Raw genomic sequence first — 12,304 nt, 5'->3', positions numbered from 1 at the left:
AGCCCGATCCGTCACGGAAAGTCGGCTATGCCCGGTGGCTCGGATGGACGTCGCGGCGATCCGGCCGGCTCCGGTTGCGGGTACAGGTCCATCAGGCGACCGGGACCCGGTGGTCCCGGCCGGGGCGGGCGGCCGGGGCGGGGACGGTCGGGCTGGAGCGGAGCCGGTCGGCGGCCTGTTCGCGGGTGAGCATCCGGCGCAGGGGGCCGTCCACCGCCGCGAGGGCGCTGTAGGGGCCGCGCTGCACGATGCGGCCGGCCTCCAGCACCAGCACCTCGTCCACCGCCTCCAGTCCGTGCAGCCGGTGGGTGATCAGCACGGTGGCCCGGCCGCGGGTGGCGCGCAGCAGGTCGTCGGTGAGCGCGTCGGCGGTGGCGAGGTCCAGGTGCTCGGCGGGCTCGTCCAGGACCAGGACCGGGAAGTCGGCCAGCAGGGCGCGGGCGAGCGCGAGCCGCTGGCGCTGCCCTCCGGAGAGCCGGGCCCCGTGCTCGCCGACCAGGGTGTCCAGGCCGTCGGGCAGAGCGTCCGCCCAGTCGAGCAGCCGGGCCCGGGCGAGCGCCTCGCGCAGCTCCGCCTCGGTGGCGCCGGGCCGGGCCAGGCGCACGTTCTCCCGGATGGAGCTGTCGAAGAGGTGGGCATCCTGGGCGCAGAGCCCGACCAGCTGGCGCACCTCGTCCCCGTCCAGGGCGGCGGTGTCCTCGCCGCCGATCCGGTACGTGCCCTCACGGGTGTCCAGGAACCGCAGCAGTGTCTGGGCGAGGGTGGTCTTGCCGGAGCCGGACGCACCGACCACCGCGATCCGCCGCCCCGCCTCCAGCCGCAGCCGCACCCCGGTCAGGGCGTCGCGGTCGGCGCCGGGGTGGCGGGCCGAGATCCCGTCCAGCTCCAGCGGGAAGGGGCCCGCGGGCGCCGGGCGCGGCTGCTCGGGCTCCCGTACGGGCAGGGGCGCGTCCAGCACCTCGTACACCCGCTCGGCGCTGCGCCGGACGCGCTGGCGGTACTGGACGGCCAGCGGGAGCCCGGTGACGGCCTCGAAGGCGGCGAGCGGGGTGAGGACGACGACGGCGAGGGCGACACCGTCCAGCCGCCCGTCGTGCACGGCGAGGATCCCGGCGAGCGCGGCGCCCGCCCCGGTGACCCCGGTGACCAGGGTGGTCAGTCCGGCGCCGAGCGCGGTCGCGGCGGACTGCCGGGTGGCGATCGCGGTGAGGGCACCGTCGGCTCCCCGGGCCCGGTCCAGCCGGTCGCGCAGGGCGCCCGCCACGGTCAGCTCGGCGCAGCCGCGCAACAGGTCCACCACCCGGCCGGCGAGCACCCCGCGGGCGGGCGCGAGCCGGGCCTCGGCGCGGCGGGCGATGGCGCCGGTCAGCAGGGGCACGGCCACCCCGGCCAGCAGCAGTCCGGCGGCGAGTACGGCGCCGGCCGCGGGGACCAGCCAGCCGGTGAAGGCGACCGCGGCGTTGGAGACGATCGCGGCGGTGGCGGCCGGCAGCAGCCAGCGCAGCCAGTAGTCCTGGAGCGCGTCCACATCGGTCACCAGCCGGGACAGCAGGTCGCCGCGGCCCCGGTCGCGCAGTCCGGCCGGGGCGATCCGCTCCAGCCGGCGGTAGACGCCGACCCGCAGCTCGGCGAGCGTCCGCAGTACGGCGTCGTGGGAGACCAGGCGCTCGGCGTAGCGGAACACGGCCCGGCCGATGCCGAAGGCGCGGGTGGCCGTCACGGCCACCATCAGATAGAGGACGGGCGGCTGCTGGGAGGCGCGGGAGATGAGGTAGCCGGAGACCGCCAGCAGACCGACGGCGCAGCTCAGGGCGAGGCTGCCCAGCAGCAGGGCGAGCAGCAGCCGTCCGCGCAGCGGGGCGGCCGCGTCCCGTACCCGGGTGAGGGCGCGGGCCGTCCGGCCGGCCGCGGGCACCACCGGGCCGGTGCCGTGCGTGCCGTGGCGGACGCCCGGTCCGGTGCGCACTCCGCCGACCAGTCCGAAGGTCTCGGTGAAGGTGTCGTCGAGCGGGCCGTCCACCGGTCGGGGAGTGATGTCCGGGCGGGGTGCGGCGGCGGAGGCGGGCCCGTCCAGGGCGACCACTCGGTCCGCCACCGCGAGCAGCGCGGGGCGGTGGACGACCAGCAGCACCGTACGACCGGTGGCGAGCCGGCGTACGGCGGCCACCACGGCCTCCTCAGTCCGCCCGTCCAGCGCGGCCGTCGGCTCGTCCAGCAGCAGCACCGGGCGGTCCGCGAGGAAAGCCCGGGCCAGCGCGAGCCGTTGGCGCTGGCCCGCGGAGAGTCCCGCGCCGTCCTCGCCTAGCACGGTCGCTGACCCGTCGGGCAGTGCGGCGACGAACTCCTCGGCGCCCGCGTCCCGCAGCGCCGCTGCCACCGCCTGGTCGTCCGCGTCCGGCCGGGCCAGGCGCACATTGTCGGCGATGGTTCCGGCGAAGAGGTGGGGGCGCTGCGGCACCCAGGCGATGCGCGAGCGCCACTGGTCGAGATCGAGGTCGGCCAGGTCGGTGCCGCCGATCCGGACGCCGCTGCCGCCCTCGGGCCGCTCCTCGGGGCGTACGAAGCCGAGGACCGCGTCGAGCAGGGTGGACTTGCCCGCGCCGCTCGGCCCGACCAGGGCCACCGTCTCCCCGGGCTCCACCACCAAGGAGGCCTCCCGCAGAGACGGTTTGGTGCGGCCGGGGTGCCGTACGGTCACCCGGTCCAGGACGATGCGCGGGTGGTCCGGCACCGCCGCACCGCCCCGGGGACGAGGGGCGTCGGCGGTACCGGCGGCCTCCCGGGCGTCCGCGGTGCCGGTGGCCTTCATGGCGTCCGCGGTGCCGGTGGCCTTCGTGGCGTCGGCGGCAGGGCGGTCGAGAGGGGTTTCCAGCACCGCGAAGATCTCCTCGGCGGCGGCCAGGCCCTCGGCGGCGGCGTGGTACTGGGTGCCCACCTGGCGCAGCGGCAGATAGGCCTCGGGCGCCAGGATGAGGATGACCAGCCCGGTGTAGAGGTCGAGGTCGCCGTGGACCAGCCGCATGCCGACGCCGACCGCGACCAGGGCCACCGAGAGGGTGGAGAGCAGTTCCAGGGCGAACGACGAGAGGAAGGCGATCCGCAGGGTGCGGACGGTGGCCTGCCGGTACTCCGAGGTGATGGAGCGGATCGCCTCGGCCTGGGCCTTGGCGCGGCCGAACACCTTCAGTGTGGGCAGTCCGGCGACCACATCCAGGAAGTGGCCCGACAGCCGGGAGAGCAGCTTCCACTGGCGGTCCATCCGGCTCTGGGTGGCCCAGCCGATGAGGATCATGAAGATCGGGATCAGCGGCAGGGTGCCCACGATGATGGCGGCGGACACCCAGTCCTCGGTGACGATCCGGGCCAGGACCGCCACCGGGACCACGATCGCCAGGCCCAGCTGGGGCAGATAGCGGGAGAAGTAGTCGTCCAGCGCGTCCACGCCCCGGACGGCGAGGGCCGTCAGGGAGCCCACCCGCTGCCCGCTCAGCCAGCTTGGGCCCAGCGCGGCCGCCCGCTCCAGCAGCCGTCCCCGCAGCTCGGATTTGACGGCCGCACCGGCCCGGTGGGCGGCCAGCTCGGTCAGCCAGGACACCAGCGCACGGCCGACGGCGGTGGTGGCCAGCAGCACCAGCGGGGCGGTCAGCTCCCCGGCCCCGAGGTCCCGTTGGAAGGCGCCGACCACCAGCTCGGCGATCAGCATCGCCTGGGCGATGACCAGTACGGCGCCGATGCCGCCGAGGAGCACCACCGCGGCCAGGAAGAGGCGGGTGGCCCGGGCGTACCGGAGCAGACGCGGGTCGATGGGCTTCACGTGGAACATCCCCTGCCGTGGGCGGTGGTGGGAGACGGAGGAAGGCGGCGGGCGGAGGGTTTCACGTGAAACATCGGGCGATGTTTCACGTGAAACACCTCCAGCGCGACGTGGTCGCTAGTGCGCGGCGTCGGCGATGTGCTGGGTGCCGATCCGCTTGCGGAACACCCAGTAGGTCCAGCCCTGGTAGAGCATCACCAGCGGGGTGGCGATGGCTCCGCACCAGGTCATGATCTTCAGGGTGTACGGGCTGGAGGAGGCGTTGGAGACGGTGAGGCTCCACGCCGGGTCCAGCGAGGAGGGCATGACGTTCGGGAAGAGCGTCAGGAAGAGCATCGCCACCGCGGCGGCGATGGTGACGCCGGAGAACGCGAACGACCAGCCCTCGCGTCCGGCCTTCACCGCGACCAGCGCGGCCAGCAGCGCCACCACCGCGATGCCCATCGCCACCAGGCTGCCGGCGTCGCCCCGGGAGAGCTGGGTCCAGCCGAGGAAGCCGACCGCCAGCGCGGCGGTGACCAGGCCCAGGGTGAACGCCAGCCTGCGGGCCCGCAGCCGGATGTCCCCGACCGTCTTCAGCGCGGTGAACACCGCCCCGTGGAAGGTGAACAGGGTGAGGGTGACCACTCCGCCGAGCAGGGCGTACGGGTTGAGCAGGTCGAAGAGCGTGCCCACGTACTCCTTCTCGGCGTCGATCGGCACCCCGCGCACGATGTTGGCGAAGGCCACGCCCCAGAGGAAGGCGGGGACCAGGGAGGTCCAGAAGATGGCCCGCTCCCAGTTGCGCTGCCAGGACTCCTCCGGGCGCTTGGCCCGGTACTCGAAGGCGACGCCCCGGACGATCAGGCAGACCAGGATGGCCAGCAGCGGCAGGTAGAAGCCGGAGAAGAGGGTGGCGTACCAGTCCGGGAAGGCGGCGAAGGTGGCCCCTCCGGCGGTGAGCAGCCACACCTCGTTGCCGTCCCAGACGGGACCGATGGTGTTGATCAGCACCCGCTTCTCGGTCCGGTCACGGGCGAGCAGCCGGGTCAGGACGCCGACCCCGAAGTCGAACCCCTCCAGGAAGAAGTAGCCGATCCACAGGATGGCGATGGCGACGAACCAGATGTCGTGAAGTTCCATGGCGCTTCCAGTCCTCGTCGATCAGTAGGAGAAGGCCATCGGCCGGTCGGCGGCTTCGGGGTCCTTGGCGTCCCGATCGTGGCCGCCGATCCTGGTGGGCGGGTTGAGGTCGGCCTCGGTGAGCTCGGGCGGACCGGCCTTGACGTACTTGACCAGCAGCTTCACCTCGATCACCGCGAGAATGGCGTACAGCGCGGTGAAGATGACCATCGAGGTGAGCACCTCGGCCTGGGAGACACCCGGGGAGACCGCCGAGCGGGTCTGCAGCACCCCGTAGACCACCCAGGGCTGGCGGCCCATCTCGGTGAAGATCCAGCCCCAGGAGTTGGCGATCAGCGGGAAGCCGAGGGTCCACAGCGCCGCCAGCCAGTACAGCTGGGTGAACTTGGGGCTCAGCGGCGTCCGGAACAGCACCAGCTGGGGCACCTCGTCCTCGCCGGTGCGCAGCCGCTGGGGCAGCAGGAACCGCTTGCGGGTCAGCCAGAGCCCGAGCAGGCCGAGCGAGAAAGAGGCCATGCCGAAGCCGATCATCCAGCGGAAGCCCCAGTAGGCCACCGGGATGTTGGGCCGGTAGTCGCCCGGGCCGTACTTCTCCTGGAGCGCCTTGTTGGTGTCGTTGATGCCTGGGACATGGGACTCGAAGTCGCTGTGGGCGAGGAAGGAGAGCAGCCCGGGGATCTCGATGGCGACCTTGTTGTGGCCCTTGTCGACGTCCCCGTAGGCGAAGACCGAAAACGGCGCGGGGCTCTCGCCCTCCCACAGCGCCTCGGCGGCGGCCATCTTCATCGGCTGCTGCTGGTACATGACCTTGCCGAGGAAGTCGCCGCTGATCGCGGTGAGCATCCCGGCGATCACCATGGTGACCAGCCCCAGCCGCAGCGAGGAGCGCATCACCGGCACATGCTTCTTGCGGGCCAGGTGGAAGGCGGCGATGCCGACCATGAACGCGCCACCGGTGAGGAAGGCGGCGGACATGGTGTGGAAGACCTGGGTGAGGGTGGTGTTCTGGGAGAGCACCGCCCAGAAGTCGGTGAGCTCGGCCCGGCCGTTGGCCGGGTTGATCCGGTAGCCCACCGGGTGCTGCATCCAGGAGTTGGCCGCCAGGATGAAGTAGGCGGAGAGGATGGTGCCGATCGACACCATCCATATGCAGGCCAGGTGGATCCGCTTGGGTAGCTTGTCCCAACCGAAGATCCACAGCCCGATGAAGGTCGACTCGAAGAAGAAGGCGATCAGCGCCTCGAAGGCGAGCGGCGCACCGAAGACATCCCCGACGAAGCGCGAGTAGTCGGACCAGTTCATGCCGAACTGGAACTCCTGGACGATGCCGGTGACGACACCCATCGCGATGTTGATGAGGAAGAGCTTCCCCCAGAACTTGGTGGCCCTGAGGTACTTCTCCTTCCCGGTGCGCACCCAGGCGGTCTCCAGCCCCGCGGTGAGCGCGGCCAGAGAGATGGTCAGGGGGACGAAGAGGAAGTGGTAGACGGTCGTGATACCGAACTGCCACCGCGCCAGCGTCTCTGGCGCCAGAGCCAGGTCCACGTCAGCTGCTCCTTACGGCCTACGTCCTATGGTCCGGACGTCCTTGCGTCGCGCCTCGTCCATACCGGTGGATCATGGGAGGAACCAGGCCCGCTTGTGAATGCGTTCACAATCACAAGCTATTATGACTCACACGAAATCCGTACCGGAAACCGGGGTCCCCTCACCGAGACCTCAACACCTTGTTGAGTCCGGCCGGGGCGGTGCGCGGCCCGGGCGGTGGGTCAGCGGGCATACGGAGGGGCGGCCGGGCACCAGGCCCGACCGCCCCCGCGCGACCGATCCGTCAGTAGCGCTCCTTGCGGAACGCCTCCGCCGTGCGCAGGAAGATGTCGTTGCCCTCGGTCTCGCCGATGGTGACCCGCACCCCCTCGCCGGGGAACGGCCGCACCACCACACCCGCGCGCTCGCAGGCCGCGGCGAAGTCCACCGTCCGCTCCCCCAGCCGCAGCCAGACGAAGTTGGCCTGGGACTCCGGCACCGTCCATCCCTGGCCGGCCAGCCCCTCGTACACCCGGGTGCGCTCGCCCACCAGCGACCCCACCCGTCCCAGCAGTTCGTCCTCCGCGCGCAGCGAGGCGACCGCGGCGTCCTGGGCGACCTGGCTCACCCCGAACGGCACCGCGGTCTTGCGCAGCGCCGCCGCCACCGGCTCGTGCGCGATGGCGAACCCGACCCGCAGACCGGCCAGCCCGTACGCCTTGGAGAAGGTGCGCAGCACGGCGACGTTGGGGCGGTCGCGGTAGATCGCGCAGCCGTCCGGCACCTCGGGGTCGCGGATGAACTCCTTGTACGCCTCGTCCAGCACCACCAGCACGTCCGACGGCACCCGGTCGAGGAATCGTTCCAGCTCGGCCCGGCGCACCACGGTGCCGGTGGGGTTGTTGGGGTTGCAGACGAAGATCAGCCGCGTGCGGTCGGTGATCGCCTCCGCCATCGCGTCCAGGTCGTGCACATCGCCCTCGGTGAGCGGCACCTGCACCGAGGTCGCGCCGCTGACCTGGGCGATGATCGGGTACGCCTCGAAGGACCGCCAGGCGTAGATCACCTCGTCACCCGGGCCCGCGGTGGCCTGGACGAGCTGCTGGGCGACGCCCACCGAGCCGGTGCCGGTGGCGATGTGCGAGGCGGGCACCCCGAAGCGCTCGGCGAGCTCGGCCACCAGCTCCCCGCAGCCCATGTCGGGGTAGCGGTTGAAAGCGGCGGCGGCGGCCAGCGCGCGCTCCATCACCCCGGGCAGCGGCGGATAGGGGTTCTCGTTGGAGGACAGCTTGTACGCGACCGGTCCCCCGGCCGCCGCGGGCCGGCCCGGCTTGTAGGTGGGGATGCCGTCCAGTACGGCGCGCAGCCTGGGTCCCGTGCCGCTGGTCCCGCTCGTCTCGCTCACTGTGGTCCTCCTCGACCGAACGTGCCACCAATGCTGCTCACCTTATGAGGATTCCGCCCCGCTGCGAATGGCCGATTTCCGGTAATCGGCCACGCACCCGCGGTCACCGGGCCGGGGGGCGGGAGCCGAAGGCAAGGGCCCGGAGGACGGGGGCCCGAGGAGCGGGGGCCAGGAGGTCGGGGGCCAGGAGGTCGGGGGCCAGGAGGTCGGGGGCCCGGAGGTCCGAGGGAGCCGGGTGCCAGGGGGCCGGGGCCGGAGGGGGCCGGGAGACCAAGGGGCCGAGGGGGGCAGGACAGCCGGGGTCGGCAGTCAGGGGGGCGTTCGCGAGCATGGCGCGCGCCCCTGGCTCACTCCCTGGCGCGCGTCCCCCGTAGAGGTGAGTTGAGAGCCCGCACCAGCCGGGCGTTCTTGGCAGGCACATGCGCGGCGACAAGCGGCGGCGGGCCGCCGGACCCGCCAACCACCTGCGATTGCATGGCATTTGGTGTTTCAGGCCTTGCAGAAACGTGCCTGTCAACGGCTGAATATGCGACCGGCTCAACCGCCCGCCGTCGCCCTACTATCGGCTCGCCATGACAGCAGCAGGGAAGCACCAGGTGACCCGGACACAGCCCCGGGGGAGCCGGCAGCAGCGAGCGGGCATCCGGGATGTGGCCGCCGCGGCCGGTGTCTCCATCACGACTGTCTCCGACGCGCTCAACGGCAAGGGCCGGCTCCCGGACGCCACCCGCCGCCATGTCCGCGAGGTCGCCGACCGGCTGGGCTACCGCCCCTCCGCCGCGGCCCGCACCCTCCGTACCGGCAAGTCCGGCCTCATCGGCCTGACCGTGACGACCTACGGGGATGAACCTTTCACCTTCACCGAGTTCGCCTACTTCGCCGAGATGGCGAGGGCCGCGACCTCCGCGGCGCTGGCCCGGGGGTACGCCCTGGTCATCCTCCCGGCGACCTCCCGCCATGACGTGTGGTCCAACGTCGCCCTCGACGGCACCGTCGTCGTGGATCCCTCCGACCACGACCCGGTCGTCGCCGAACTGGTCCGCCAGGGGCTGCCGGTGGTCTCCGACGGCCGCCCGGCCGGGACCCTGCCGGTGACCGCCTGGGTCGACAACGACCACGAGGCCGCCGTCCTCGACCTGCTCGACCACCTCGCCGCGGCCGGGGCGCGCCGGATCGGCCTGCTGACCGGCACCAGCACCGACACCTACACCCGGCTGTCCACCACCGCCTATCTCGACTGGTGCGCCCGGGTGGGCCAGGAGCCGGTGTACGAGGCCTACCCGGCCCATGACCCGTGCGCCGGAGCGGTGGCCGCCGACCGGCTGCTCGCCCGCCCCGACCGGCCGGACGCCGTGTACGGGCTGTTCGACCCCAACGGCACCGATCTGCTGGCGGCGGCCCGCCGCTACGGGCTGCGCGTCCCGGAGGACCTGCTCCTGGTGTGCTGCAGCGAGTCCCCGGCCTACGCCACCACGGAACCGCCGGTCACCACGCTCTCGCTGAAGCCGCGCCGGATCGGCACCGCCGTCGTCCAGCTGCTGATCGACGCCATCGAGGGCGTCGGTTCCGAGCGGCCGGTCGAGCAGGTGATACCGACCGAGCTGATCATCCGCACCTCCTCGCAGCGCAGGCCGCCGCGCACCACCGTCAGTCCGCCCCGGACCCCCTCCCAGGAGTGACCATCAGGGGCGATCCTGCCGGTCGCGGCCGCGGGGCCGTCCGCCACCCGAGGTGGGGGACGGCCCGGGTCATCCCTACAGAACCCACCATGTGGGGCGATAACGACCACCCGAGAGGGACCGTCGCAGGATTCACCACCCCTGGTGCGTCACAGACGGCGAGGCGCATTCCTATGATGGGCGGACGACACCGCGGACCGCCTCGACCAGGCAGGTCCGCCAGGTGCAGGGCGTGGCGACGGTGGTGGAGGGGTCGATGACTCAGGGGGCCGGTCAAGGACCCGTGGTGCGGACGGAGACGTTGCGCGACTTCCGTGTACCTCCGTACGCCCAGGTGCCCGTGCAGGGGCACCCCGGCAACGCCTTCCCCGAGGGCGCGGTGCCCGAGGGCTACACCCCCACCGAGCGGGATCTGCCGGTGATCAACCGCGGCGACACGGTCCAGGTGGCCGTCGACCCGGAGTCCGCCCCGGCGCCCGCGCCGGGCGACGGCGGGCCCGGTCCGCTGTACGTGGTCGGCGATGTCCACGGCTATCTGGACGAGCTGCTCGCGGCCCTGCGCGCCGAGGGCCTCATCGACGACGAGGGACGCTGGGCCGCCGGGAACGCCCGGCTGTGGTTCCTCGGCGACTTCACCGACCGCGGCCCCGACGGCATCGGTGTGATCGACGTGGTCATGCGGCTGTCAGCCGAGGCGGCCGCCGCCGGCGGCTACTGCAAGGCGCTCATGGGCAACCACGAGCTGCTGCTGCTCGGCGCCAAGCGCTTCGGCGACACCCCGGTGAACTCCGGCGCCGGGACGGCCACCTTCCAGGCGGCCTGGCTGCTCAACGGCGGGCAGAAGAGCGATATGGACCGCCTCCAGGACGTCCATCTGCAGTGGATGTCCCGGCTGGACGCGGTGGTGGAGGAGGACGGCCACCTCCTGGTGCACTCGGACACCACCGCCTACCTGGATTACGGCGACACCATCGAGGACGTGAACGACACCGTCCACTCCGTGCTCACCCGCAATGACGCCGACGAGTGCTGGGAGTTGTTCCGCAAGCTCACCAAGCGCTTCGCCTTCCGGGACGAGGGCGGCACGATGGCCGCACAGGAGCTGATGGCCGCCTATGGCGGTCAGCGCGTGGTCCACGGCCACAGCCCCATCCCCTATCTGCTGGGCGAGGTGGGCTCCGAGGACGACGAGGGCAGCGGCCCGGTTATCGAGGGTCCGCATGTGTACGCCGACGGCCTGGCCATCGCCATGGACGGCGGGGTGACCATGGCCGGCAAGCTGCTGGTCGTCCAACTCCCGCTGCTCAACTGACCGGTCGACCGGGCGACCGGGCGGCTGGGTGACCGGTCCACTGAGAGCAACCGGACGCAGCGATTTCGGCTAATTCCCTGTCACCCCCGGCCGCTACGGCTCTACCATCGGTATTTCCGTAGCAGGCTCTCCTCCGTTTCTGCCCGACTGCCCGGTCCGCTCGGGCACGCAGGCCCTACGGAGCATCGGGGGATGGATGCACATGAGCAAGGCTCCGCGTCTGCCGGCCGAGGACCGCGTCGAGTTCGACCGCCTCCTCGACGAGACACTGCGCACCGCGCACGACCGCCCGGACCTTACCGGGATCGGACAGCGGCTCAACTCCGAGCAGCTGCGCACCATGGCCATGGGCGCGATCGCGCTGATCTGCTCGGCCGCCGCCTCGGAGTACGACCACTATGTCCGGGTCCGGGAAGAAGCCCGCGCACCGACCGGGCTGGCCGCGATCAGCTCCGTCCTCCAGCCGAGCGCCGATCCGGATGACGGCCCCGGCGCCGGCCTCGGGGTGATGGTCACCGTGCTGGCCCCGGTGCTCGCCGGGACGGCGGCGGTCATCTTCCTGCTGACCGGGTCGGTGCTGAAGGTGTTCGACGCGGTGCCCTCGTTCGCCGAGTCACTGGTCACGGCGGGCTGGTTCTTCGCCGCCGTGATGGCCGCCGGCATCCTGGCCGCGGCCGTCGCCCTGCTGATCACCGCCGTGCGCAACAGCTCCACCCAGGTCCCGGCCCAGCAGCCGGGCGGTGAGCTGCCCGAGGAGGTCGCCCGGGCCCGGGAGGCCTGGCTGCACGCACTGCTGGAGCGCGGGCTGCTGCCCTTCCTGCGCACCGCCCTGGCCGATCCCAGCGCTGATCCGGCCTCCGGCGCGCCACCCCGGCCCATCAGCCGCATCCCCAAGGTCGGCTACAGCGGGCCGGAGTTCTCCAGTCCCCGGGAGGGCTCCTCCGGCTCCCGTCCGGCCTTCACCAGCCCCGACTTCACCAGTCCGGACTTCGGCGGCCCGGAGCACCGGCCCGACTGACTCCCGGGTGCGCCGGGTCGGTAGGTTTCCCGTGAAACCGCCCCCGGACAGAGGAAGATGAGCACATGAGGTTCGCGTGGCTGGTGTGGCTGGCCGACGAGGGGCGCGAGCTCGGCTACAGCAACGGGCTGCTGCCCGGAGCGATCGGCACCATCGCCGTGCTGCTCACCGCTCTGCTGGTCGGCCAGGCGCTGCGTCGGCACCGTCCCGCCGCCCTCGCCTGCGCCGGCCTGGTCTGCGCCGCGGGTATCGGCTGGCTGGCGACGCACTGAACCAGCGGGCACCCGGGTCCCGGAGCGGTGGAGGTCGAAGCGGTGCGGGTCGGGGAACTGCTCCGGATCGCGGTTGGCGGCGGCCGAGGCCGAGCAGCGGGTGGCCGAGCACGCCGACGACGCCTTCCGCCTGCTGGAACTGCTCTCCCCCGACG

Annotated in this window: 8 protein-coding genes; 4 read left to right on the top strand and 4 right to left on the bottom strand. The window is 72.4% G+C overall.

Annotated features, from left to right (window positions below; genetic code table 11):
- Window positions 1–91 precede the first annotated feature (91 nt).
- The 4 genes from cydD to hisC form a co-directional block, all read right to left on the bottom strand.
- Window positions 92–3,814 (bottom strand): thiol reductant ABC exporter subunit CydD, encoded by a 3,723-nt coding sequence (gene cydD / locus ABZ945_RS30195; RefSeq protein WP_361275992.1) that lies wholly within the window; start codon window positions 3,812–3,814, stop codon window positions 92–94.
- A 117-nt stretch (window positions 3,815–3,931) separates the two neighbouring features.
- Window positions 3,932–4,936: a cytochrome d ubiquinol oxidase subunit II gene (gene cydB / locus ABZ945_RS30190; RefSeq protein ID WP_361275989.1), complete on the bottom strand. Its 1,005-nt coding sequence runs from the start codon at window positions 4,934–4,936 to the stop codon at window positions 3,932–3,934.
- A gap of 21 nt (window positions 4,937–4,957) precedes the next feature.
- The gene (locus ABZ945_RS30185) at window positions 4,958–6,481 is read right to left on the bottom strand and encodes a cytochrome ubiquinol oxidase subunit I (protein ID WP_361275986.1); all 1,524 of its coding nucleotides are present in this window, start codon (window positions 6,479–6,481) and stop codon (window positions 4,958–4,960) included.
- A gap of 286 nt (window positions 6,482–6,767) precedes the next feature.
- Entirely contained in the window at window positions 6,768–7,868 is a 1,101-nt protein-coding gene (gene hisC, locus ABZ945_RS30180) for a histidinol-phosphate transaminase (RefSeq protein WP_361275984.1), read from the bottom strand.
- A gap of 572 nt (window positions 7,869–8,440) precedes the next feature.
- Here hisC and ABZ945_RS30175 point away from each other — a divergent pair.
- The 4 genes from ABZ945_RS30175 to ABZ945_RS30160 all read left to right on the top strand — a co-directional run bounded on the left by ABZ945_RS30175 (window position 8,441) and on the right by ABZ945_RS30160 (window position 12,149).
- Window positions 8,441–9,547 carry a LacI family DNA-binding transcriptional regulator gene (locus ABZ945_RS30175; RefSeq protein ID WP_361275981.1) on the top strand — a complete coding sequence of 369 codons (1,107 nt, stop codon included), beginning with the start codon at window positions 8,441–8,443 and terminating at the stop codon, window positions 9,545–9,547.
- Window positions 9,548–9,803: 256 nt separating this feature from the next.
- A complete protein-coding gene (locus ABZ945_RS30170) occupies window positions 9,804–10,859 on the top strand; it encodes a metallophosphoesterase (RefSeq protein WP_361276047.1) in 1,056 nt (351 codons plus the stop codon).
- 196 nt (window positions 10,860–11,055) lie between these two features.
- Complete coding sequence (locus ABZ945_RS30165) at window positions 11,056–11,877, top strand: hypothetical protein (RefSeq protein WP_361275977.1); 822 nt, start codon at window positions 11,056–11,058, stop codon at window positions 11,875–11,877.
- Between the two features lie 65 nt (window positions 11,878–11,942).
- Complete coding sequence (locus ABZ945_RS30160; protein ID WP_361275974.1) at window positions 11,943–12,149, top strand: hypothetical protein; 207 nt, start codon at window positions 11,943–11,945, stop codon at window positions 12,147–12,149.
- The last annotated feature ends 155 nt before the right edge of the window (window positions 12,150–12,304 follow it).

Source organism: Streptomyces sp. NPDC046887 (assembly GCF_040644755.1).
Classification (GTDB): domain Bacteria; phylum Actinomycetota; class Actinomycetes; order Streptomycetales; family Streptomycetaceae; genus Streptomyces; species Streptomyces lichenis.
The sequence above is the reverse complement of the archived record's forward strand: the minus strand, read 5'-3'. Positions and strand labels throughout refer to the sequence as shown.

Coding starts and splice junctions, on each gene's coding strand:
- ABZ945_RS30175 (WP_361275981.1), top strand. CDS start 8,441: ATGACAGCAGCAGGGAAGCACCAGGTGACCCGGACACAGCCCCGGGGG.
- ABZ945_RS30160 (WP_361275974.1), top strand. CDS start 11,943: ATGAGGTTCGCGTGGCTGGTGTGGCTGGCCGACGAGGGGCGCGAGCTC.
- cydB (WP_361275989.1), bottom strand. CDS start 4,936: ATGGAACTTCACGACATCTGGTTCGTCGCCATCGCCATCCTGTGGATC.
- ABZ945_RS30170 (WP_361276047.1), top strand. CDS start 9,804: ATGACTCAGGGGGCCGGTCAAGGACCCGTGGTGCGGACGGAGACGTTG.
- ABZ945_RS30165 (WP_361275977.1), top strand. CDS start 11,056: ATGCACATGAGCAAGGCTCCGCGTCTGCCGGCCGAGGACCGCGTCGAG.